Below are 25,352 nucleotides of genomic sequence, written 5' to 3' on the forward strand. Positions count from 1 at the left end.
ATGACGCAAGTTCGAGCGAAATACCTAAAAGATTACCGTGCGCCAGACTTTACTATCACCCATGTAGCGCTTGACTTTGTGTTGGCTGGTAGCGAGACCAGAGTGACGGCAACTAGCCAAGTACGGCGTCTAAATGACAACGCGACTTCCTTACGACTCGATGGTGAAGCGCTGTCGATTGAAACCTTGACCGTCAATGGTAAGCCGTATCCTTATCAAGTCGAAGAGGGTCTGTTGTGGCTGGAAAATGTCGGCGCCGAATTTGAACTGCAAGTGATCACCCGCCTTGACCCGGGCACAAATTCAGCCCTCGAAGGCCTTTATATGTCAGATGGCGCCTACTGTACTCAATGTGAGGCGCAGGGGTTTAGACGCATCACTTACTTTCTCGATCGCCCCGATGTGTTAGCGATTTACACTGTGCGGATCGAAGCCGACAAGCAAGCGTTTCCTTATTTGCTCAGTAACGGTAATAAAGTAGAAACTGGTGAGCTTGATGGTGGTCGTCATTTTGTCCGCTGGCAGGATCCGTTTCCAAAACCTGCTTATTTATTTGCTCTGGTAGCAGGCGATTTCGATGTATTACAAGATAGTTTTGTGACCCAAAGCGGTCGCGAAGTTGCACTGCAAGTCTTTGTGGATAAAGGTAACTTACATAAATCCCATCATGCGATGGCATCACTTAAAAAGTCCATGGCTTGGGATGAGCAGCGTTTTGATTTGGAATACGATCTCGATATCTACATGATTGTTGCTGTCGATTTTTTCAATATGGGCGCAATGGAAAATAAAGGCCTAAACGTGTTTAACACCAAGTACGTGTTGGCCGACACCGCATCGGCAACGGATGATGATTATCATGGCATTGAGTCTGTGGTTGCCCATGAGTATTTTCATAACTGGACCGGCAATCGCATCACCTGTCGTGATTGGTTTCAATTAAGCTTGAAAGAGGGGTTAACCGTTTTTCGAGATCAAGAATTTAGCTCAGACGTTGGTTCACGGGCAGTTAATCGTATTCATGCTATTAAGGTCATTAAAAATCAACAGTTTGCCGAAGATAGCGGCCCGATGGCTCATGCCATTCGTCCCGAATCGGTCATTGAGATGAATAATTTTTATACCGTGACGGTATATAACAAGGGGGCTGAAGTGATCCGCATGATGCACACCTTGTTAGGTGAAACCGGCTTTCAGGCTGGGATGAAATGTTATGTTGAACGTCATGATGGTCAGGCGGTCACCTGTGACGATTTTGTGGCAGCGATGGAGCATGCCAGCGGCGTCGATTTAAACCAGTTTAGACGTTGGTACAGTCAATCGGGAACGCCCTTGGTCACAGTCAAAGAGGAATATGATTCTGGGGCGAAGCAATATCGCTTACATATTTCGCAGCGTACATTGCCTACCGCAGAGCAAGCAGAAAAATGGCCGTTACATATTCCGTTTGATCTCGAACTGCTGAGCGTAGAGGGTGAATCGATACTCAATCGGGTACTCGATGTCACCCAAGTAGAGCAGACTTTTGTGTTTGATGATCTGCCAAGTGCCCCTGTGCCGTCGTTATTACAAAATTTCTCGGCGCCAGTAAAATTGCTGTTTGACTACAGTATTGAGCAGTTGCTCCACTTAATCCGCTTTGCCTCGAGTGAAGTGGCTAAATGGGAAGCATCGGTGGCGTTATTTAGCCAGTCAGTGTGGCACAATGTCGCTAGCCTTCAAGCTGGCCAAAGCATGCATACCGATAGCCGTTTAATCGATGCGATAAAAGGCTTATTGCTGGAGCCCAATCTTGATCAGGCTTTATTGGCCGAAATATTACATTTTCCCAATCTGTCGACCCTGATTGAGCAAGCTAATGAGGTCGATATCGATGCCTTGTCAATGGCGCGCACATTTGTGATTGAAGAGATCGCCAGTGGCTGTGAAGATGAGTTGTTGGCTCGTTACCGAGAACTGGCGGCGATTGATGCACCTGCGGCGCGTTCGCTGAAGAATGCGGCCTTGCTATTATTGCTTAAAATGTCTGATGAACATCAAGCCTTAGCCGAAAATCAATACCGTCATTCCATGAATATGACTGACAGTTTAGGTGCATTAACGGCGCTCAATAGCGAAGACAGTGAGCTTAGACAAACGCTGCTAGATGATTTTCAGCAGCGCTGGTCTCAAACGCCTCTAGTGATGGATAAATGGCTGACGTTACAGGCCACTTGCGCAGGTGATGAGCGCATCAACGCGATTAAAACCTTGTTGCAACATCCCGCGTTTAGTCTGTCAAATCCTAACCGTGTTCGCTCGTTAATTGGAGCGTTTGCGGCGGCAAACTTGGCGGTATTCCACCGTCAAGATGGTGCGGGTTATCAATTATTAACTGAGGTCATTATTGAGTTGAACACGCTTAATCCGCAGGTTGCGGCGCGCATTATTACGCCGTTAATACAGTTTAAGAAGTTTGATGAGAGTCGGCAGGTATTGATGAGGCAGTCATTGCAGCAAATACTCGCCTTACCGCAACTATCTAACGATCTGTTTGAAAAAGTGACCAAGGCGCTAGCCTAAACCTTAAGCGACGGGGCAGTGCCTGCCCCGTCATTTCTGTTCTTATTATTGTTGATGATATTATGGTCTTTTTCTTTTCAATTTATGTCAGTTACCGTGATTTTCTAAATTATTATCAAGGATATGTAGATAAAGTCGAAGTGAAGGAAACCGGGGGGAAAACCCTGTGGATCAATGCGCGTCACTTTCGACCTTTCTTAACACCTGGTGGCCTTTCTGGTTACTTTAGATTAGAGCTTGATGATACAGGCCAGTTTCGTTCTTTGACTCGCTTATAATAATTAGAGTTATTACTTCAAACGATTGATTATAAAACTCCCCCCCATTTAAGCTCACTTTATAAATATAATTACCTGTTTATTATTGTTTTTTTGATACGCCTTCCTCACCGTTAATCTTTTGTATCTGCTTATTTAAATCGTGCGTTTGAAAAGCAGGATTTTATTTGGCTTAAGTATCCAAATATCAAGGTTATTTTCTCTTTTTACACCTTGCTCATCGATCGTAAATGCTGTAACAATAGTGTTACCTGTACGCTAACAAGATGTTGGCCACCATTCCTATAACAAAGAATCCAACAGGTTACGGAGAAGAGCTAAAATGAAAAATCTTAAAAATGGCTTTAATAAGTCAACGCTTGCTTTGGGGATTATCGCAGCGTTGAGCATTGCCACTGCACCTGTCGTTCAAGCGGTGTCCTTTGATTGGGGCGAAGTACAAGGTTCGTTTGATTCAACTTGGAGTGCTGGCGCAAGTTGGCGAGTTGAAGAGCGCAACTGGGATGATCACATTGGCAAAGTGAATCATCCACGTTTCGATTGGTCCAATTATTCCGCTTTTAACAATACCAAATATTCCTCTGCAGAGATCTGGGCTCAACCCGGTTCATATTCTAGTAACGGCGACTTGAGTAACATGCTGTATTCTCAAGGCGACGTCACTTCAATGGTGTTCAAAGGCTTACATGAGCTGTCGTTACAATATAAAAACTATGGTCTGTTTGCTCGTGGTATGTATTTCTACGATCAAAAGGCAAATGACGGCAGTTATGGTTACACCGACCCATTAACAGGTAAAGAGTACGACCCTTGTGCCGACTCCGAAGCCTCTAAGGTGCAATGTAAAGATGTGCGTCTGCTTGATGCGTTTATTTACGGTAACTTTGATTTTAATGATGGTGCAAACCCGCTAACGGTTAGAGTGGGTAACCAGGTGGTATCGTGGGGCGAAAGTACCCTTATTGCCCACGGGATTGGGGTGATAAACCCGGTGGATCTGAATATTCTTAATGCTCCAGGGGCTGAATTAAAAGAAGCATTTAGGCCGCAAGGCATGGTGTGGGCATCTTTGGGGGTCACCGACTCTCTGTCTGTAGAAGCTTTCTATCAATATGACTGGGAGCCTGTTTGGGTGCCGACACCTGGGTCGTTTTTTTCCACCAATGATTTTGCCGGTTATGGTGGTTATGCTCAAAACGCCCAGCTTGGTTTTAATGCTAACCCAGACATGAATCTCGATTTTATTGTCTCAGAATACAATAACTTGTTACAGATGATGGCCTCGGGGCAATATGATGCTGAGACTTTAGGGAAATTGGCTTTAGCCTATCCAACCAAAGCGACCTTAGTGAAAGATCAAGCCAGTGCCAGTGATTCAGGACAGTACGGTGTTAAGTTTGGTTACTATGCGCCAGAACTTGGCGAAACCGAATTTGGTTTGTATTACATGAACTATCATAGCCGCCGTCCTTTGATCAGTGGCACCGCAGCTAATTTTACTGCCGAGGCCATTGGGCGAGATTTAGCTAAGCTGGGCGCAGTTGCTGCTGCCGGAGGCACGGTCGATCGTAACACCTTATTAGGGCTAGAAACGTTTTCTAAAGCCCAAATTGAATATCCTGAAGATATTCAGCTTTACGGTTTTAGTTTTAATACTTTGGTTGGTGATACATCTGTTGCTGGTGAAATAGCCCATCGTCAAGATGAGCCGCTGCAAATTGATGACGTTGAACTGTTATTTGCCGCCATGCCTCAGCAACTCGCCAATGCCGGATTGCGCCCTGATTTAGACGGCATATCGCAAATTGAAGGTATAGGCTCTGGCGAGTCAGCCAAAGGGTATATTCTGCGTGATACTACTCAAGCACAGGTCACCTTTACGCATTTATTTGGTCCTACTTTAGGCACCAGTAACTTAACCATGTTAGCCGAAGTCGGTGGTGTGTGGATCCACGATATGCCTGGCTTTGATGAGCTGCGTTTAAATGGCCCTGGCACGGCTCGTTCTGGGGGCAACCCAGATATGCCAGGCATTATCGAAGCCCTGCATAACGGCCCAGAAACCAATCCGTTCCCTACTGACTTTTCATGGGGCTATCGAATTGTAGCCAAGGCGGATTACAACAACTTGTTTGCCGGTGTGAATATGGCACCGCGCATTATCTTCTCTCATGATGTTAAAGGGATAACTCCAGATCCTATGTTCCTATTTACCGAAGGTAAGAAAGCGGTCGCTATCGGGGTGAACTTCGATTATCAAAGCCGTTGGGGAGCCGATTTCTCCTATAACTCTTTCTTTGGTGGTGTAGGGACGACTAATCAGATGTCTGATCGTGATTACGTGTCATTTAACATCAAGTATTCAATCTAATTCACAAGGACGATAACGATGAATAAACTAGCTATATTGTCGACAGCTGTGATCGTTGCATTGAGCGCTCCTGTTGCATTTGCCAAAGTATCAGAGGCCGACGCGGCCAAATTAGGCACATCATTAACGCCACTTGGCGGCGAAAAAGCGGCTAACGCAGATGGGACTATTCCTGCATGGGATGGCGGTATCACGAAAGTGGTCGCAGGTTATGAAAAAGGGATGCATCATCCCGATCCTTTTGCTGCTGATAAAATTGAATTTACCATCACTAATGCTAACAAAGATAAGTACAAGGCAAATCTCACAGAGGGGCAGTTAAAACTGTTTGAGCTGTATCCAGACACATACAAGATGAATGTGTATCAGACTCGCAGGACGGCTTCGGTACCACAATTTGTCTACGATGCCACCAAGGCCAACGCGACTCGCGCCGAGTTAATTGCTGATGGTAATGGTATTTCAGGTGCCGCCATTGGGATCCCATTTCCAATTCCGCAAAATGGGTTAGAAGCTATCTGGAACCATGTATTGCGTTTTCGTGGTGTTGACCTTGAAACCTCGCGCAGTCAAGCGGCACCGACAGCCAGTGGCAGTTATACCTTGGTTGAAACGGCTGAAGAGCTGCGCTTTGAATATTCACGTCCAGAAATGACCTTAGATCAATTAAAGGACTCTAACACACTGTTTTATTTCAAGCAGGTCGTGACTCAGCCTGCCCGTTTAGCCGGTACCGCGTTATTGGTTAAAGAAACAATGGATCAAGAAGCCTTACCGCGTCAGGCATGGACCTACAACACGGGGCAGCGTCGAGTGCGTAAAGCGCCAAACGTGGCATTTGATACGCCTGGCACAGTATCAGACGGGCTGCGCACCACCGATGACTTTGACATGTTTAACGGCTCGCCTGTGCGTTATAACTGGGAGTTAATGGGTAAGAAAGAGATCTATATTCCTTACAATGACTATAAGTTGCATTCAGATAAGCTCAAATATGATCAAATCTTGCAGGCCGGTCATATCAACCCTGAGCACGTACGCTGGGAAAAACACCGTGTATGGGTAGTAAAAGCGCAGCTTAAAGAGGGGATGCGCCATATCTATAAAACACGCATGTTCTACATCGATGAAGACTCTTGGCAGGTTTCGTTAACCGATATGTACGATAACCGCGATGAGTTGTATCGCGTCGGCGTAGCTCATGCGATTAACTATTATGAAGTGCCTACCTTGTGGACCACCTTAGAAGTTATTCACGATCTGCAATCGCGTCGTTATCTGGCTATGGGATTAGATAACGAAGGTCGCATGTACAATTTTGATGCGCAGTTGAGTGAGGCTAACTTCACCCCAGCAGCATTACGACGTGCGGGTATTCGTTAATCACCACTTTGGGAGGGGCCGCAAGGCCTCTTCATTATAAAAGGAAGTTTGTATGTCGTTTAGCATGCTTCGATTGGTCTTGCTAACTGTGTTGCTCACCTCGAACATAAACACAGTGAGCGCCGATACAGATATGAGCTCATCCATTCAGCCATTAGCCGTGCACTCTTTAGTATTAGACTCGACCCTCAAGGCTGACACTGCCGTGGCGGTTGGCGAGCGCGGGCATCTGTTTGTATTTGATGACAACTGGCAGCAACGCCCATCACCGACTCAAGCGCATCTAACGAAAGTCTTTCTGCTTGATGACAAGCTTGGCTGGGCTGTGGGTCACGATGCCACGGTATTACACACCCAAGATAGCGGACTTAGTTGGCAGGTGCAGATGAGTTCGCCTGAAATTGAAAAACCCCTCATGGATGTGCTGTTTTTCGATGAGTTAAACGGTATCGCCATTGGGGCTTATGGCATGTTTTATCGCAGTAAAGATGGCGGTAATACGTGGGAGCCGGAGTTTCATGGTGAGCTGTTATTTGAAGAAGATATTGCCTACCTTGAAGACTTAAAAGCCGAAGATGAAGCCTTATACCTCAGTGAACGTAGTACCTTGTTGCCCCATTTTAATCGCGTGGTGCCGCTAGATGATTCGCGTTTATTAATGGTGGGTGAGTTAGGGTTAGCTGCGGTCTCAGAAGATAAAGGCATCAGTTGGCAGCGGCTCGATTTTCCTTATGACGGCTCCTTATTTAATGCTTTGGTGACAAGCAAAGGTGTCTACGTTATGGGGCTGCGTGGTCATCTGTTTAAGAGCGAGGATGGGGCAAATAGTTGGCAAGAGATAGCACTGCCGATCCAGTCGACCTTAAACGGTGGACTTATCATCGATGATAACAAAATAAGGCTCGTGGGTAATGCGGGCGTAATTATCGATGTTTATCATGATGGCGCTGTTGCAATGGTCGCGCAACGCCAAGGTGAAAACCTGGTCACTATTAGTCGGGATACTAATGGTAAACAATGGGTTGCGGGTACAAAAGGTTTCTTCGAATTAAAACAAGAATAATAAGGCCCTGATATGTTAGATAAAGTAGTTAATGGATTAGAGTCGTTCCTTTTTAGGCAACGGGGATTGGTCATTTTTGCCTTTGTAGTGGTGACACTCTTTTTGGGCTTTCAAGCCAGTCATTTACGCATGGATGCGGCGTTTATTAAAAATATTCCGCTTAATCACAGCTACATGCAAACCTATTTAAAGCATCAAAAGCAATTTGGTGGCGCCAACAGCATCATGGTGGCGGTCGAGGACACCAGCGGGAATATTTTTAATGCCAATTTTTTTGATTCGCTAAAGCAAGTACATGATCAATTGTTTTTTATCCCTGGGGTTGATAGGGCCCAAGTGAAGTCGTTGTTCTCTCCTTCGACGCGTTTTACCGAAGTGGTGGAGGATGGTTTTGCCGGCGGGCCGGTGATCCCGGCGACTTTTTCTACCACGCCAGCAGGACTGGAAGTGGTACGTAGCAACATTGAAAAAGCCGGTATCGTTGGTCGCCTTATTGCGGAAGATTATTCAGCGGCGATGGTCACTGCTCAGTTAATGGACTTTGACCCTCAAACGGGCGAGCCGTTAGACACCTTAGCCTTTGCCACTCAGTTAGAAAAAGAGCTGCGCGGGCAGTATGAAAATGAACAGATTAAAATCCATATCATCGGCTTTGCCAAAATGGCCGGTGATGTCGCCGAAGGCGCTAAAGGGGTTGTGCTGTTCTTTTTAATTGCCATTTTAGTGACGGCAATCATGGTTTACCTGTTTTCAAAATCAGTCAAATTGACCCTACTGCCATTAGCGTGCAGCTTGGTGGCGGTGGTGTGGCAATTAGGTTTATTAACTGTCATGGGCTTTGGTCTGGATCCCATGTCGATACTGATCCCGTTTTTGGTGTTCGCTATCGGGGTTAGCCATAGCGTGCAGATGATCAACGCCGTGCGCCGTCGAGTGGGTGAGGGGGAATCGACCAAAGCCGCCGCTGCGCTGGCCTTTAGAAGCTTGCTGGTGCCCGGTGGCATAGCGCTGTTGTCTGATACTGTGGGCTTTATGACTCTGCTAGCCATCGACATTGGTATTATTCGCGAACTGGCGATATCGGCATCACTGGGTGTAGCGGTCATCATTTTAACCAACCTCATTTTGCTGCCGCTATTGATCTCTTATACCAAGGTAAATCCGTTAGCGGTTAAGTCTCATGCCGGCATAGATAAACTCTGGTTACGTTTATCCTATTTTGCCACGCCTAAGTATGCTGCAGTGGTACTCGTGTTAACTGTGATGCTGTTTGGTGTTGGCTGGCAACAAGCTAATAAGATGAAAATTGGCGATTTACAAGGCGGCGCACCAGCGCTGCATTTTGATAGTCGTTATAATCAAGACACTTTTTATATTACCGACAAATTCTCGGTCACTACAGATGTGATGACGGTCATTGTCGAGGCGTTCCCTGAAGCTTGTACTTATCATGATGTATTGATACAAATCGATCAGTTTGAATGGTTAGCGGCCAATACTCCAGGGGTTGAGTCGACAGCAAGTTTGGCGTCGATTGCTAAGCGGGTTAACGCCGGCTTTAACGAGGGAAATCCCAAATGGCAGGTATTACCGCGCACCACTGCGAGTCTGGTGCAAGCGGTAGGGCAAATCCCCACCACATCGGGGCTGCTGAATGGTAATTGCTCGGTAATGCCGGTTTACCTGTTTTTAACCGACCATAAAGCCGAAACCATAGAAGTGGTGATCGACAAGGTCAAAGCGTTATCGGCGCAAATGGATAACGATAAAATCAGCTTCAAATTGGCATCTGGCCCTGTTGGCGTGATGGCTGCCACCAATGAAGCAGTTGCCGAGGCACAGCTACCTATGATGCTGTATGTTTACGGCGCCGTATTTGTGCTGTGTTTGATCAGTTTCCGCTCGTTAAGGGCAACGGTTGCGGTGATTTTACCTTTGTATGTGGTATCGACCTTAGCGCAAGCCTTAATGACTCAGCTTGATATTGGCCTCGCGGTCAGTACGCTACCCGTGATTGCATTGGGGGTGGGCATCGGTGTCGATTATGGCATTTATATCTTATCGACCATGGCTGTTAAGCTTCGTGATGGGATGCCAGTGCAAAAAGCATATCATCAAGCGTTAATCGAACGTGGTAGTGCCGTGATGTTTACTGGCTTAACGCTGGCGATTGGGGTGAGCACTTGGTTCTTTTCGGCGTTAAAATTCCAAATGGACATGGGGATCTTGCTGACATTTATGTTTTTGGTAAATATGTTAGGCGCCATAATTATTTTACCGGCGATAGGAGCGGTATTCTGGCGAAACCCAAAGCAGTAATACATTAGGAGAGCAGATGCTCTCCTTTTTTTTGCCTGTTTTTTGAATAGTTACGCTAAGTTTCCGATTGTTTTTTCATCTATTGACCTTAAACCTGCTCCACTGCGGAGTTAAGCAGGATCTACCACTGAAATAATCCTCGAAATATGGCACATTTAGTAATAGACTTCGCGCTATGACCTAGGTCACATTATTTGGCCCGTCATATGCTCTAGCATCCAGATAATTAAGAAAAGCGCTGCCATAGACCCTAAAGGAAACAGTAACATGGCCTTGAAAGATGCAATGCCTTCAGTATTACTTGAAAATGTAGTTAACCTCATTCACTCAAAAGTCCCTAATTCACAAGCTAAGCAGGTCGAACAGTTCGCCACCTGCATTTATGCGCATATGTCAAAAGATGATTTACATGCGCGTAATGACAGCGATCTTTACGGTGCGGTGCTCAGTCTTTGGAATGTCGCCAATAAAACCCCCGTAGGTGAAACCCATATCCGCGTATTTAATCCAAGCCAATCTAAGCATGGCTGGAAATCATCTCACTCAATTATTGAGGTGATCCACCCAGATATGCCGTTCTTAGTCGATTCGGTCGGCATGGCCCTTAATCGTATGGGCATTACTACCCATATGATGCTGCATACGCCGCTCACGGTGCAGCGAGATAAAGAGGCGATTATTAATGTTACCTATGGCGATGATAAAAACCAAAAATCAGAAAAAGTCGCTGTATTTCTTATCGAAATTGATCGCCTTAGCAGTGATGAAGATATCAAGAATTTAGAGAAAGAGATTGCTTCTGTGCTGGTCGATGTGTCGGCATCGGTTAATGACTGGCAGAAGATGTCAAACAAGTTAACCAGTACCATTAAAGAGTTAGCTACGCGTCCTTTCCCTGGAGAAAAACGCGATCTCGATGAAGCAATTAACTTTTTAACCTATTTAAACAACCACCATTTCACCTTGCTTGGTTATCGCCGTTATAGCCTCAATAAAGTCGAAGGTGATTTAGAGTTGGTGCCTGATAATGACACCAGTTTAGGACTAATGAATGTACCCGGTAAGCCTAAGCATAATAAGGGCTTGTTGCTGTCGAGTCTGTCTGATACTGCTCGTAAAGAAGCCCTCGATAAGAGCTTGCTTATTTTAACCAAAAGCAGTGAAAAGAGCCGTGTACATCGTCCAGCCTATATCGATTATATCGGTATTAAACGCTTCGACAAAAAAGGTAATGTGATTGGTGAAGATCGCTTTATCGGTCTGTACGCCTCTAACTTGTATAATCGTAGCCCACGTGAGATCCCTTTATTAGCAGAAAAAATCCAACGGGTGCTTGATGCCTCAGGCTTAACAGCCGGTTCGCACGATTACAAAGCCTTAATGCATATCCTTGAGACGCTGCCACGTGATGAGATTATTCAAGCGCGTGAATCAGAACTAGCCAGCATGGCGCGTGGCGTACTTGAGATGCAAGATCGTGACAGGCTTAAACTGTTTGTGCGTAAAGATGGCTATGGCCGTTTCTTATCTTGTTTGGTCTATGTTTCCAAAGACCGCTACAACACTAAATTACGCGAAGATACTCAGCGTATTTTGGCGCAACATTTCAATACTAATGAAGACGTTGAATTCACGACTTATTTCTCCGAGTCAACGCTGGCACGTACTCATTACATTGTTAAAGTCGATAATAATAATACGGATGTAGATGTGGCTGCTATTGAAAATAATCTGATTGAAGCGGCGCGTTCTTGGGAAGATAAACTCAGTAGCGCGTTAATCTCGGCACAAGGTGAAGAGTCGGGCAATCGTTTGCTTAAGCGTTATATCGATGCATTCCCACGCAGTTATAAAGAAGATGCTTTACCGAGTTCTGCCGTGGTCGATATTGAGCACCTAGAAGCGCTTGATGATGAGCATAAATTAGGCATGCTGTTTTATCAGCCGCAAGAAACCGCATTAAACGACAATAAAGTTAGGCTTAAGCTGTTCCATAAAGATGAGCCTATCCATCTGTCAGATGTACTGCCTATGCTTGAAAACTTCGGACTTCGAGTAATTAACGAACGTCCATATGAAGTTAAAACAGCCGATGGGGCCACTTTCTGGATTTTGGACTTCTTGATGACAGTTCAAGGGGCTGCAGTCGATAATTTAGCTGACAGTCAAGACCGGTTCCAGACTGCGTTATCGCAAGTGTGGAATAAAGAATTAGAAGATGACGGCTTTAACCGTTTAGTGTTGGCAACGGGCCTATCGGGTCGCGAAGTCTCAATTCTGCGCGCTTATGCTAAATATATGCGTCAAATCGATGCTACATTTAGCCAAGCCTACATTGAGCAAACCTTTAGTGGTTATCCACAAATCGCTGATTTGTTGGTTAAAATGTTCATTCGTAAGTTTAACCCTAAACTGAAAACACGCACATTGGCCAAGTTTGTCGAACAGATCAATCTGCGCCTAGATGATGTGTCTAGCCTTGATGATGACCGTATTATTCGTCGTTACCTCGACTTAATTAATGCGACAATGCGGACTAACTTCTATCAAACCTTGGCCGATGGCAGCAATAAGCCATACGTTTCGTTTAAGTTCTCTCCAGAGCTTATTCCTGAAATGCCACGTCCGTTGCCTAAGTTTGAAATTTTTGTGTATTCGCCGCGCGTGGAAGGGGTTCATCTACGTGGTGGTAAAGTGGCTCGTGGCGGTTTGCGTTGGTCCGATCGCCGCGAAGATTTTCGCACCGAAGTACTGGGTTTGGTCAAAGCACAACAAGTTAAGAACACCGTGATTGTGCCGGTTGGGGCTAAAGGTGGTTTTGTATGTAAGCAACTGCCAACCGAAGGTGGTCGTGATGCCTTGTTTGCCGAGGGGCAAGAGTGTTATCGCTTGTTTATCCGTGGTTTGTTGGATATCTCTGACAATATCATCGAAGGTGAAGTCGTGCCGCCAATCAATGTGGTGCGCCATGATGAAGATGATCCATATTTAGTGGTGGCGGCTGATAAAGGCACCGCGACGTTCTCTGATATCGCTAACGCTATTTCACAGGAGTATAACTTCTGGTTAGGCGATGCATTTGCATCCGGTGGCAGTAATGGTTACGACCATAAGAAGATGGGGATCACCGCGCGCGGTGCATGGGAGTCGGTTAAACGTCACTTCCGTGAGATTGGTATCGATTGCCAAACCACCGATTTTACCTGTTTAGGTATAGGTGACATGGCCGGTGATGTCTTTGGTAACGGCATGCTGTTGTCTGAGCATACATGCTTAGTCGCGGCATTTAACCATATGCATATCTTTATCGACCCAACACCAGATGCAGCCTCTAGCTACAAAGAACGTACCCGTTTGTTTAGCTTGCCGCGTTCGAGCTGGGAAGATTACAACCCAGAGTTGATTTCAAAAGGCGGTGGCATCTTCCTGCGCAGTGCTAAGTCAATCACCTTGACCCCAGAGATCAAGGCGATGTTGGACACCAAAAAAGCATCGATGACTCCTAACGAGCTGCTAAAAGAACTGCTCAAGATGCGCGTTGACCTGATTTGGAACGGTGGTATTGGTACTTATATTAAAGCGTCTAGCGAAACACATGCTGAAGTCGGCGACAGAGCCAACGACGCACTGCGCGTGAATGGCAGCGAAGTGAAGGCGCGTATTGTCGGCGAAGGTGGCAACTTAGGTTGTACCCAATTAGGCCGTATTGAATACGCTGCCACGGGTGGCCGCATTAATACCGACTTCGTTGATAACGTGGGTGGGGTTGATTGCTCAGATAACGAAGTGAATATCAAAATCTTGCTTAATGCGTTAGTGGCAGAAGGTGAGATGACATTGAAGCAGCGTAATCGTTTATTAGTCGAGATGACTGACGAAGTCAGCCGTATCGTATTGCAAGATTGTAAAGATCAAACACGTACTATCTCAGTGACACAGGTACGTGGCGTCGAGCAACTGAAAGAGCAAATTCGTTTCATTCATTATCTTGAGAAAGAAAATAAGCTCGATAGAGCATTAGAGTTCTTACCTTCAGATGATGAGTTGGCCGAACGTCTTGCTAATGGCAAAGCCATGACGCGTCCAGAGCTATCGGTATTAGTGGCTTACGCCAAAATGGTGCTCAAAGAGCAGTTATTGACCCCTGAAATCACCGAAGATAGCTTCTTGAGTCAGTTGCTGGTGGAGTACTTCCCTAAACAGCTGCAACAAAATTACAGCGATCGTATGGTAAACCATCCATTACGTGCTGAAATTATTGCGACGTCATTAGCCAATGAATTGGTTAACGATATGGGACTTAATTTTGTACAACGTATGCAAGATGAGACTGGTGCCTCAGTAGCCGAAGCTGCGATTTGTTACACTATGGCGCGTGAAGTATTTGGTTTAGCTGAATTAACTAAATCTATTACGGCACTTAATGGTATGGTTCCAGCGGCCGTTCAAGGTGAAATGCTACATCAACTACGCCGTAATTTACGCCGAGCGTGTCGTTGGTTCTTGCGTCATCGCAGCCGTAATCAAAGCATTGAACAAACCGTTGCTTTCTATAGACCCGTCTTTGAAGCACTGCGTGAAAATGTTCATCAGTATATGGTCGAAGATGAAGTCAACGAGATTGGTACTGAGATTACAGCCTTGGTTAAAGAAGGTGTGCCAGAGAAAGTCGCTACCAATGTTGTGAATATGAGTACTTTGTTCTCTGCTCTTGATATTTCACAAATTGCGCAACTTGAAGATAAGCCAGTCGCATTAGTGGCCGAAACATACTTTAAGTTAGGCGCTAAAGTGGAGTTGCATTGGTTCTTAGAACAGATCAGTGCTCAGCCTGTGGCTAACCATTGGCAAGCATTAGCTAGAGCCGCATTTAGAGAAGAGCTTGATTGGCAACAACGTGCACTGAGTTCGGTTGTACTGCGCACCTGTACCGATAGTTGTCATTCTGACACCATTATTGAGCAATGGATCGAATCCAATCAGGGCTTATTGGAGAGATGGTTCCATATGCTTGCAGACTTTAAGACATCGCAAACTCATGAGTTTGCTAAGTTTTCGGTCGCATTACGTGAGCTGAATTTGCTGATCCTCCATTGTGATGGTCAATCGTAAAATTTATAATAATAATAAGCCCTGGCAATAGCCGGGGCTTTTTTCGGTCTAGGAGAATGCATGTTTTACAAAATTGCACAAAAAGTCATGTTTCAGATGGATCCAGAGAAAGCACATAATCTGGCGATTCACAGTCTGAAATCCACGGCTAATTCACCGCTTAATTGCTTCTATGCACAGCAGATTGAGCCTACGCCTGTTGAGTTTATGGGGCTAAGCTTTCCTAATCCTGTTGGTTTAGCCGCAGGAATGGATAAAGATGGTGAATGCATCGATGCTTTTCATGCAATGGGTTTTGGTCATATTGAAGTCGGTACCGTGACTCCAAGACCGCAACCAGGAAATGAACTGCCTCGTCTTTTTAGATTAAAACCTGCTAAAGCTATCATCAATCGTATGGGCTTTAATAATAAAGGCGTCGACAACTTGGTCGCCAATTTAAAAGCGGTAAAATCGGGCGCTATGGTTGGGGTCAATATTGGTAAAAATAAAGATACGCCAGTAGAGCAGGGTAAAGATGATTACCTTATCTGTATGGAAAAGGTGTACCAGTACGCAGCCTATATTGCGGTAAATATCTCATCACCCAACACCCCCGGCTTACGTTCATTGCAATATGGTGATTTACTTGATGATCTATTGGGATCGCTCAAAGCTAAGCAGAATGATCTTGCTCAGCAGCATGGTAAATACGTACCGATCGCACTTAAAATCGCACCCGATCTGTCATTAGAGGAGATCGAGAAAATAGCGGATTCGTTAATTCGTAATGAATTCGATGGCGCGATAGCGACCAATACCACGTTAACTCGCGATGGTGTTAGTGGTTTAGTTAACTCAAATGAAGCTGGTGGCTTAAGTGGTAAGCCATTGAATTCACTATCAACAAAGGTTATTAAACAGCTTGCTACCTGTCTTAAAGGACAGATCCCCATTTTAGGGGTTGGTGGTATTAACTGTGCTGCAGATGCGCTAGATAAACTCGATGCGGGTGCCACCATGGTACAAATTTATTCTGGATTTATTTATCGTGGTCCAGAATTAATTAAAGAAATTGTTGACGCGTATCGAATTCAGCATAAATAACGATCTTGTGTCGATCTAAGATCAGGCGCGATCGGTGCAGCGATCGCGCCTGATCTACATAACATACTGTTATCTATATCATAATTATAATATTTTTTTTGATATTGGATGAAATATCAACTATTATCCGACTGTATTGACAGTAATAGGTACACGTTATGTTATTAATGCCGCAAAGGGATTGGCAATGGATATATAACGACGCGTATGGAGTATTAAGCGTTTCGTTAGGTTCGGATATGGAATTTCTGACTCCCTACAAAGCAAAATTGCTCATTCCTGATGCATTAACTGCGCTGGAATTTAACGTCGAGCACGCAAAATTCTATATTGAGTTTGTCGAACGTCTGGCAAAAACGATAAATATTGCCGATGCGATTAAGGTTCAATTGGCATTAAATGCCACCGCAGCGCACTATTTATTAAAACCACAAATGCCAAAGTCATGGTTTTTTGATACGTCAGTAATATGCGTTTACAGTGAATTGGCGAAAATATTTCAGCTCAGATCGCAGGGCGTAAATGCCGATGTTATGGTTGTTGAAAGTAACATTCAAGCATCACTGGTGATGTTGCTGTCTCCAAAATTGTTACTAAGCGAGACTAAACAACTGAATCAATTCGAATGTATTAAAGTGATGAATGATAGGCTGCATCCAATAAAAGCGAGTAGACAAATCGCTGCAGCTTAAGTTATCGCTTATTCGCCTTGTAGTTCACTTTGGGCTTTGTTTTACGTTTTAAATATCATGATAGGGGCCTTAGGCCCCTTTTTTGATTTCGCATCTTAATGAATCAACTATTATCTGCAGTTATGTAATTAACGCCTTTAGCCGTTACAGCTCGCTTTCATTTTTAGCCAACAATAAATTTAGATTATCGCGGCAGGTGGTAGAAAGTAGGGCTGATTAAAATGCAAGCAGTATAAAGGAGGAGGGGAGTTAATAGAGGTTCGAAATGGGCATTTAAACAAAGAAGACAATAAAGGTTTCAAATGGCTGGTTAAGTAGGCGTATGGAAAGTTAACGTTAATGTTGAAGTATAATTATTGAAAGCTTGAATCGGTATATGTTTGCTTTTTGACTTGAATATGGCTTGCTGGAGGCAGATTGCTTATTTTTGATATTATCAACGACTTTTGTCGTTTATATAAAGTGAGCTGTTTATATAAAGTGGGCTGCTTATATGAAGTGTAGAGTCGGTTAGGGGGTGGGCTGTTTCATTCGCATCAGTAAGTACCAAACACTGTAGTGTTTTGATTCTGCTACTAAAGAATTGGTTGCGGGAGCCGGATTTGAACCGACGACCTTCGGGTTATGAGCCCGACGAGCTACCATACTGCTCCATCCCGCGTCCGTATGTATCAAACGCTGTAGTGTTTTAATTCTGCTACTAAAGAATTGGTTGCGGGAGCCGGATTTGAACCGACGACCTTCGGGTTATGAGCCCGACGAGCTACCATACTGCTCCATCCCGCGTCCGTATGTATCAAATGCTGTAGTGTTTTGATTCTGCTACTAAAGAATTGGTTGCGGGAGCCGGATTTGAACCGACGACCTTCGGGTTATGAGCCCGACGAGCTACCATACTGCTCCATCCCGCGTCCGTATGTATCAAACGCTGTAGTGTTTTAATTCTGCTACTAAAGAATTGGTTGCGGGAGCCGGATTTGAACCGACGACCTTCGGGTTATGAGCCCGACGAGCTACCATACTGCTCCATCCCGCGTCCGTATGTATCAAACGCTGTAGCCTTTTAATTCCGCTACTACAGAATTGCTTAGTCAACATGCTTAATCACTGAGTAACTAGGTGTGCTTCAAAGCGGGGCGAACTATATCGATACCAAGATGGCATTGCAAGCGGCAATCGGTTTTATCTTGTTAGACGTTCATTAAAGCGGCACTCTGCAGGCTTATTAAACGTATCGCGGAATTTATGTCTAGCTATAGCTAGAACTTTTTATCTTTTAATGGTTGGACAAGGTATAATGTCGGATTGATTTTTGAAGTGTGTCTATTTATCCATGTTGAATTTTTTTGCTGCAGCCCCACGAGGCTATGAATACGCATTATCGCTCGAATTAATCGAGCTTGGTGCCAATGACGTTAAAGAAAGTGTTGCGGGGGTGTATTTTTCGGCACCACTGGAATTGGCTTACCGTATTACCTTATGGTCTCGTCTTGCCAGCCGTATTATTTTAGTCATTTATAAAGGCCCGTGTGAAACGCCCGAGCAGCTTTATAATGCAGCATATTGTGTCGATTGGCAGACGCACTTTTCGAATAAAAGTAGCTTTAGCATCGATTTCCATGGTGTGGGTGGCTTTATCAAAAACTCCCAATTTGGTGCCTTAAAGGTTAAAGATGCGGTAGTGGATCGCTTTCGCGACGATGGTTGCGAACGTCCGAACGTCTCTCGCGTCGATGCTGACTTTAAGATTGATGCTCATTATCGCCGTGGTCAGGTGACGCTGGGGATCAATTTCTCTGGTCCAGCACTGCATCAGCGCGGCTACCGTGCCACCACGGGTGAAGCGCCATTAAAAGAAAACCTCGCGGCCAATATGCTCGTGCGCAGTGGTTGGAAAGAGGCACCGCAAGATGTGCTCGATCCTTTCTGTGGTAGCGGTACGATTTTGATTGAAGCGGCGATGATGGCCTGTGACGTAGCGCCTGCGCTTTATCGCGCTAAATTTGGTTTTCAAAAATGGTTACGTCATCAAGACGGTGTGTGGCAAGGTTTGATGGATGAAGCCAAAGCGCGTGCATCGCTGGGTATCAGCCGTTGTCAAATCAAGTTCTTTGGTTCAGACATCGACTCGCGCCTGGTGGCACTGGCAAAACGTAATGCTGAAAATGCAGGCGTTGCTGGGTTAATTGAGTTCTCCGTTTCTAATGCGCTTGATGTGACGCCTCCTGTTGCCACAGGTTTTATTATCACCAACCCACCTTATGGTGAGCGTTTGGGCACAGTCACTTCACTGCTGCAGCTGTATTATCAATTAGGTGACAAATTTAAGAGTGAGTTCGGTGGCTGGAAAATCGCCGTACTCAACAGCGATATTGAGTTACTCTCGGCGCTTAAACTTAAAGCCGATAAACAGATGAAAATGTTCAATGGCGCGTTAGAGTGTGCATTTAACTTATATACACTGCACGCCGAAAGCACGCGTCGTATCGAACCGAGTCAAGTGTTGGCCCAAGGCGGTGAGATTAGCGAAGTGGCTACCTCGTTTGCTAACCGAATCAAAAAGAACTTTAAGCAATTAAGTAAGTGGGCTCAGCGCGAAGGTATCGATAGCTATCGTTTATATGATGCCGATATTCCTGAATACAATGTGGCAGTGGATAAATACCTAGATTACGTGGTTATCCAAGAATACTCAGCGCCTAAAGATATACCAGAATCAGTTACTAAGCGCCGTTTGACCGATATATTATTAGTACTGCCTAATGCCATTGGGGTCGATCCAGATAAGATTATTCTTAAGACGCGTGAGCGTCAAAAAGGCACCAATCAGTATCAAAAGCTTGATGCCAAGAAATTGGAACTGGTTACCACAGAGTATGGGGCTAAGTTTAAGTTAAACCTGAAGGATTATTTAGATACAGGTTTGTTCCTCGATCACCGTTTAACCCGTAAACTAGTGGGCGAAAAGTCAAAAGGGCGTTCGGTATTGAATTTATTTGCCTACACAGGATCGGCATCGGTACATGCCGCACTTGGTGGGGCTAAGTCGGTCACGACCGTGGATATGTCAAATACCTATTTAAGCTGGGCTCAAGATAACTTTGCTTTAAATGGACTATCTGGGCGTCAATATCAGTTTATTCAAAGCGATTGCTTACAGTGGATTGCTGATTGCCAAGAGAAGTACGATCTGATTTTTATCGATCCACCGACGTTTTCTAACTCTAAACGCATGGAAGATTCATTCGATGTGCAGCGTGACCACGTGAGTTTGCTCAGTGGATTAGTGAAGCTGCTCAATCCAAAGGGTGAGATCATCTTCTCTAATAATAAGCGTAAGTTTAAGATGGAAAGTGAGGCGCTTGCTGAGCTCGGCTTAGTGGTGACTAATATCGATAACCAGACCTTACCTATGGATTACAAACGCAATCCTCAGATCCACAATACCTGGCTTATTACCCATGCCTAATCGTATTTTATTTACCCTGTTTCACACCGATGCTTGCCATCTGTGTGAACAGGCACAAGCATTAATTGATACCTTAGGGATCGATTATGTTAAGCAAGATATCTGTGATACCGACGAATTAGCCCAGGAATACGGCACCCGTATACCTGTTTTCTTGCGTGCCGATACGCAAGCCCAATTAAATTGGCCGTTCGATATCTCACAATTAAAACAGTTTATAGGAGCGTAAATTGAGTCTGGTTCGTATTAACAATGGCTCATTAGCCTACGGTTACACGCCGTTACTGCAACACGCCGACTTTACCATAGAGCCGGGAGAACGGGTCTGTATTGTTGGTCGTAACGGTGCGGGTAAATCGAGTTTGATGAAAGTGCTGTGTGGTGATGTGTTGCTCGATGAAGGCGAATTTAACATCGCCACCGATATTAAAGTCAGCCGCTTACAACAAGATCCTCCCAAAGCAGAGCAGGGAACTGTGTATGCTTATATTGCCGCAGGTTTACAAGAAGTTGGTGAAAAATTAGAACGTTATCATCAGCTCTCCCATGATGTTGCAAGTGCCTCTGTCGATGAGATGGATCGCATGTTGAAACAGATGGAGCGTTTGCAAGAGGATATCGACCACCTTAATGGCTGGCAGTTAGACTCAAGAATTAACCAAACGTGCGAACTCTTAGGTCTTGATGCCGATGCGAGCCTGATGAGTTTATCTGGTGGTTGGCAGCGCAAAGTAGCGCTAGCGCGAGCTCTGGTCAGTGAGCCCGATCTGTTATTACTCGATGAGCCGACCAACCATTTAGATATCGATACCATTGAGTGGTTAGAAGCCTTTTTACTCAACTATCGCGGCGCTATCGTGTTTATCAGTCATGACCGTGGCTTTATTCAACGCATGGCAACCCGAATTGTCGATTTAGATCGTGGTGTGGTCACATCATGGCCGGGTAATTATCAGGCGTATCTTGACGGCAAAGCCGAATGGTTGCGCGTCGAAAGCGAAAAAAATGCCCAGTTTGATAAAAAGTTAGCCGATGAAGAAACCTGGATCCGTCAAGGCGTTAAAGCACGTCGAACCCGCAACGAAGGCCGAGTTCGGGCGTTAAAAGCGTTACGTATGGAGCGAATGGAACGGATTAATCGCCAAGGTGGCGCTAAGATGGCCGTCGCCGATACCGAACGCTCAGGCAAGTTGGTATTTGAGGTTAATGACTTAAATTACAACTTACCCGATAAAAATTTGGTTAAGAACTTCTCTACTAGTGTGATGCGTGGCGATCGTATTGCGTTAATTGGTCCTAATGGCTGTGGTAAGTCGACGTTAATTAAGCTATTGATTGGCCAATTAACCCCTCAGTCTGGCGAGATTAAAGTGGGTACCAAGCTTGAGGTGGCGTATTTTGACCAGTACCGCGAAGCGCTAGACCCAGAGAAAACAGTTGAAGAAAACGTCGGTGAAGGCAAGAAAACCGTCACCATTAATGGCCAAGATAGGCATATTTTAAGCTATCTACAAGATTTCCTGTTTTCGCCCATGCGCGCCCGTACGCCAGTTAAAGCACTGTCGGGCGGCGAAAAAAATCGTCTGCTGTTAGCGCGACTATTGCTGCGGCCTGCAAACTTAATTATTCTCGATGAGCCAACGAACGATCTTGATATTGAGACGCTTGAATTGTTAGAGTCTTTGCTAACTGATTATCAAGGTACCTTGTTGTTGGTCAGCCACGACCGTGCATTTATCGATAACACTGTGACCAGTTCATGGTGGTTCACCGGTAATGGCGGTTGGAGCGAATACGTTGGTGGTTATCAAGATGCGGTGTCGCAAGGCGCAAAATTTTATTCTGAGGAACAAGTGACGCCAGTCGCTGTCCAACCCAAAGTTGCTCAAGCCCCAGAAGCTAAGCCTGTGGTTAAACCTGAGAAAAAGTTATCCTATAAGCTACAACGAGAACTTGAAGGTTTACCGGCCAAAATGGAGCAATTAGAGGCTGAGATTGAAGCCTTACAATCGCAAATTAGTGAACCGGATTTTTATGCTCAAGCACAAGATGTCGTGAGCAGTCGTTTAAGTGAACTGGCACAGCGAGAGCAGCAGTTAGAAGTTTGTTTCGAGCGTTGGGAAGAGCTAGAAGCGCTAAAATAAACGATAAAAATAATAGGAAATTAGTGAATGAAGTTGAAGTTTAATAGCGCCTTATCATTAGTGGCGGTTGGTGTTGTCAGTGCATTACAGACAGTGTCTGCCGCACCCGTTTATGAAATTCAAAATATTGAAGATTATGATCTTAATGGTACCTTAGCCTCGACGATTAATGGTTATGGCATGTTTGTTAACCAACAAAACCAGTTGGTGGGTATCTCGCAGGGTAAGAAAAAGCTTGAAGTTAATGACGACGATAACAGCATCATCGATATTGAAGATGGAATTTCTCCTGAGCAGCTCGTCACTTACTCAATAAATGCGCCTATTGAAGCCAATAACTTCACCTTCATCGCAGAGGGAAATGGCGCATCTGGTAGCTGGCTACCCACCTTTGATTCGGTATTTGGTACTACGCCACCAAAAGATACCAACGAAGATATCCCAGAGACCATCAATTCAATTAACGCTTCTTATTATGGTATCAATAACGCTGGACTACGTGTAGGCAGCTACACTGGTCCAGAGCAAAAAGTGGCTTATACCGGCGAGACTGCCGGGCAAGAATATTGGTATTACCGCGAGTTTGAAGAGCGCGCTTTCGTTAAAAAAGCCGACGGTACCGATATCGCAATTGCGCCGCCTTATACCACTTACACAAAAGACGATACCGATGTCATTGTTGGTGGTGTGTCTGTGGCCGCAGCGATTAATGATAATAATCAGATAACTGGCTATGGCACTACAGCTCTCGCTGCAAGTAGTGCAGAACGGCTTAACGATTGTATCGCTGGCGATGTTTATCCAGTCGATGTTTGCGTGCAGCTAAATCAATATCCAGACAGTGGTGGCTTTCGCCGTATTTTGTATCAAACTCGCGCCATGGTATGGCAGCTTGATGATAGTGGCGTAGTGGCTACGGAGTTGCCACTGGGATTAACCTCGACTTCAGATGTGGTGTTTACCGCTCAAGGTTTAGGGATTAACAAGAACGGCACCGTCGCGGGGCGCTCACATGTTTATCGTAATAACGACACCGATAAACTGGCATTCGATGCTGCTTACTGGAAAAAAGACAGTAACGGCGCCTATCAATATCATTGGGTTAAGATGACGGACGATCAGCTCTCTTCTATTGCCTATGATATTAACGATAGTGGCATCCTTGTCGGTAGCTATAAGCAATACTTAGAAGGCTATGCTCGCGATAAATTTTTCTATTTAGATACCAATCAAGCGTCACCTAGCTTCGTAACACCAAATGATTTTTATCAAGGGATCTCGGATCGCAGTTCGCGCCCAAGAGATATTAATAATAAAAATCAAGTGGTGGGTTATATTGAAGCCACTAGTGAGAAAGAGAAACCAAGATTAAAGTCAGGTTTCTTGTTCGATAAAAATAGTGATGAGTTTTACGATCTTAACGAACTATTGGTGTGTGAATCAAAAGGCTATACCCAAGACGACAGTGGCGATTGGACACGTAATAAAGTTGAAGTAACGGATGGCAATGGTGATTTACTCTCTTATGAAAGTGAGATCCGTATCGTTGAAGCCAACAGTATCAACGAAGACGGTACCATAGTGGGTACGGCATTTATTCGTAAACCTTCTTACCTGTTCGACAGCAATGGTAATTTGGTGATTGGTGATAATGGTAAACCGTTATTTTTACTCAATGCCGATGGCCAACCTGTGACCGCCTTTATTCCTCGAATGGTTGTTCTGCAGCCATCTAATTCAGGTGCCGCCTGTACTGTAAAAGAGAGCGATAATTCGGGTAATGGTGACTATGAGCGTAAAGGCGCAGCCAGTTTTATATGGCTTCTGACTTTACCTTTACTCTGGTTTAGACGCCGTAAAGGCTAATCATAGTTCTTAGAACAAATTGAAATAAAAATCGAGGCATATGCCTCGATTTTTTTTAAACAACGAACTCATAAGCTTAAAAAATAACCGTTTAAAAAGCGCTTTTTTTGATTGATCTCAGCTGCAAAACGTTCTATTTGTATCCATGAGGCTTTGGCTTCGCTTCTAGGATTTTCGAACAGAGGATGCTTGCATGAAAAGACAAAAACGAGATCGTCTAGATAGAGCTTTTTCAAAAGGATTTAAGGCCGGAATAGGAGGGCGCTCTAAAGAGAATTGTCCTTATTCTACATTAGACTCAAAGTCGCATTGGTTAGGAGGATGGCGCGAAGGCGTCGATGGACGGCTAAGTGGACTGTTTAATAAATAATTAGCAGTGTGATTGAGAGTTGCCCTCTAGGTTGTAGAGGGCATTTTTATATCAAGCTCTTGCTGATAAGGAGATGATTCGATTAAAAAGTTGACGTATCAGAGAAAATACCCACTTTTAGATCTTTAGCCGAATAGATTTCTCGGCCATCCACTTCCATTACAGCATCGGCGATACCCATAACAAGCTTACGATAAACTTTACGCTTAATGGTTAACTTATAAGTGACCTTTTTGGCATCAGGCAAGACTTGACCAGTAAATTTAACTTCACCCACGCCTAATGCGCGTCCTTTGCCTTCAGCGCCTTCCCAACCAAGGAAAAAGCCGACTAATTGCCACATAGCATCAAGGCCTAAACAACCAGGCATCACGGGATCGGTTTGAAAGTGACAGTCAAAAAACCAAAGAGATGGATCAATATCCAGCTCGGCAACAATCTCACCTTTGCCAAATTCACCACCATCGGCATTAATCTTGGTAATGCGGTCAATCATCAACATATTGTCGATAGGGAGGCGAGGAGAGTTGGCGCCAAATAACGTACCGTGACCGCAAGCCACTAATTCTTCTTTGTTAAAACTGTTTGCTCTATTCATTATTAACTTCACTCCGCAATTTGAGCTGCCAAGGTTAGC

15 protein-coding genes and 4 tRNA genes are annotated in these 25,352 nt (G+C 44.8%); 14 read left to right on the forward strand and 5 right to left on the reverse strand.

Annotated elements, in window-relative coordinates:
* The 9 genes from pepN (at position 1) to AC5YB1_RS09480 (ending at position 16,866) form a co-directional block, all read left to right on the forward strand.
* Entirely contained in the window at positions 1 to 2,562 is a 2,562-nt protein-coding gene (gene pepN / locus AC5YB1_RS09440) for an aminopeptidase N (RefSeq protein WP_494518961.1), read from the forward strand.
* Between the two features lie 62 nt (positions 2,563 to 2,624).
* Positions 2,625 to 2,840 (forward strand): DUF2835 domain-containing protein, encoded by a 216-nt coding sequence (locus AC5YB1_RS09445; RefSeq protein WP_494518962.1) that lies wholly within the window; start codon positions 2,625 to 2,627, stop codon positions 2,838 to 2,840.
* Positions 2,841 to 3,162: 322 nt separating this feature from the next.
* Positions 3,163 to 5,211, forward strand: a complete 2,049-nt coding sequence (locus AC5YB1_RS09450) for a DUF1302 domain-containing protein (RefSeq protein ID WP_494518963.1) — start codon at positions 3,163 to 3,165, stop codon at positions 5,209 to 5,211.
* Between the two features lie 18 nt (positions 5,212 to 5,229).
* Entirely contained in the window at positions 5,230 to 6,594 is a 1,365-nt protein-coding gene (locus AC5YB1_RS09455; RefSeq protein ID WP_494518964.1) for a DUF1329 domain-containing protein, read from the forward strand.
* A 52-nt stretch (positions 6,595 to 6,646) separates the two neighbouring features.
* A complete protein-coding gene (locus AC5YB1_RS09460) occupies positions 6,647 to 7,657 on the forward strand; it encodes a WD40/YVTN/BNR-like repeat-containing protein (protein ID WP_494518965.1) in 1,011 nt (336 codons plus the stop codon).
* 12 nt (positions 7,658 to 7,669) lie between these two features.
* Positions 7,670 to 9,976: an efflux RND transporter permease subunit gene (locus tag AC5YB1_RS09465; RefSeq protein WP_494518966.1), complete on the forward strand. Its 2,307-nt coding sequence runs from the start codon at positions 7,670 to 7,672 to the stop codon at positions 9,974 to 9,976.
* Between the two features lie 267 nt (positions 9,977 to 10,243).
* On the forward strand, positions 10,244 to 15,088 hold the full coding sequence (locus AC5YB1_RS09470; RefSeq protein ID WP_494518967.1) for an NAD-glutamate dehydrogenase: 4,845 nt from the start codon (positions 10,244 to 10,246) through the stop codon (positions 15,086 to 15,088).
* Positions 15,089 to 15,148: 60 nt separating this feature from the next.
* Positions 15,149 to 16,174: a quinone-dependent dihydroorotate dehydrogenase gene (pyrD, locus tag AC5YB1_RS09475; protein WP_494518968.1), complete on the forward strand. Its 1,026-nt coding sequence runs from the start codon at positions 15,149 to 15,151 to the stop codon at positions 16,172 to 16,174.
* Between the two features lie 158 nt (positions 16,175 to 16,332).
* A complete protein-coding gene (locus AC5YB1_RS09480; protein WP_494518969.1) occupies positions 16,333 to 16,866 on the forward strand; it encodes a cell division protein ZapC in 534 nt (177 codons plus the stop codon).
* A gap of 584 nt (positions 16,867 to 17,450) precedes the next feature.
* On the opposite strand, the gene AC5YB1_RS09485 is transcribed toward AC5YB1_RS09480, so the two are convergent.
* From AC5YB1_RS09485 to AC5YB1_RS09500, 4 genes are all read right to left on the reverse strand, one after another.
* Positions 17,451 to 17,527 (reverse strand) — tRNA-Met (locus AC5YB1_RS09485).
* A gap of 48 nt (positions 17,528 to 17,575) precedes the next feature.
* Positions 17,576 to 17,652, reverse strand: a tRNA-Met gene (locus AC5YB1_RS09490).
* Between the two features lie 48 nt (positions 17,653 to 17,700).
* Positions 17,701 to 17,777, reverse strand: a tRNA-Met gene (locus AC5YB1_RS09495).
* A 48-nt stretch (positions 17,778 to 17,825) separates the two neighbouring features.
* Positions 17,826 to 17,902: transfer RNA gene (locus AC5YB1_RS09500), tRNA-Met, on the reverse strand.
* A 297-nt stretch (positions 17,903 to 18,199) separates the two neighbouring features.
* Between AC5YB1_RS09500 and rlmKL the strand changes: the two genes are divergently transcribed.
* The 5 genes from rlmKL (at position 18,200) to rmf (ending at position 24,715) form a co-directional block, all read left to right on the forward strand.
* Positions 18,200 to 20,335: a bifunctional 23S rRNA (guanine(2069)-N(7))-methyltransferase RlmK/23S rRNA (guanine(2445)-N(2))-methyltransferase RlmL gene (rlmKL, locus tag AC5YB1_RS09505; protein ID WP_494518970.1), complete on the forward strand. Its 2,136-nt coding sequence runs from the start codon at positions 18,200 to 18,202 to the stop codon at positions 20,333 to 20,335.
* Positions 20,328 to 20,564 (forward strand): glutaredoxin family protein, encoded by a 237-nt coding sequence (locus AC5YB1_RS09510; protein ID WP_475514125.1) that lies wholly within the window; start codon positions 20,328 to 20,330, stop codon positions 20,562 to 20,564. Before rlmKL ends, AC5YB1_RS09510 begins: the two co-directional genes overlap by 8 nt.
* Before the next feature lies 1 nt (position 20,565).
* Positions 20,566 to 22,479, forward strand: coding sequence for an ABC transporter ATP-binding protein (locus AC5YB1_RS09515; RefSeq protein ID WP_494518971.1), 1,914 nt, complete (start codon positions 20,566 to 20,568; stop codon positions 22,477 to 22,479).
* Positions 22,480 to 22,506: 27 nt separating this feature from the next.
* Complete coding sequence (locus AC5YB1_RS09520; RefSeq protein WP_494518972.1) at positions 22,507 to 24,345, forward strand: DUF3466 family protein; 1,839 nt, start codon at positions 22,507 to 22,509, stop codon at positions 24,343 to 24,345.
* 193 nt (positions 24,346 to 24,538) lie between these two features.
* Positions 24,539 to 24,715 carry a ribosome modulation factor gene (gene rmf, locus AC5YB1_RS09525; RefSeq protein WP_110458926.1) on the forward strand — a complete coding sequence of 59 codons (177 nt, stop codon included), beginning with the start codon at positions 24,539 to 24,541 and terminating at the stop codon, positions 24,713 to 24,715.
* An 82-nt stretch (positions 24,716 to 24,797) separates the two neighbouring features.
* Here rmf and fabA read toward each other — a convergent pair whose 3' ends face one another.
* The gene (fabA, locus tag AC5YB1_RS09530) at positions 24,798 to 25,313 is read right to left on the reverse strand and encodes a bifunctional 3-hydroxydecanoyl-ACP dehydratase/trans-2-decenoyl-ACP isomerase (RefSeq protein WP_475514122.1); all 516 of its coding nucleotides are present in this window, start codon (positions 25,311 to 25,313) and stop codon (positions 24,798 to 24,800) included.
* Positions 25,314 to 25,352 lie beyond the last annotated feature (39 nt).

The organism is Shewanella sp. 433, from assembly GCF_059338565.1.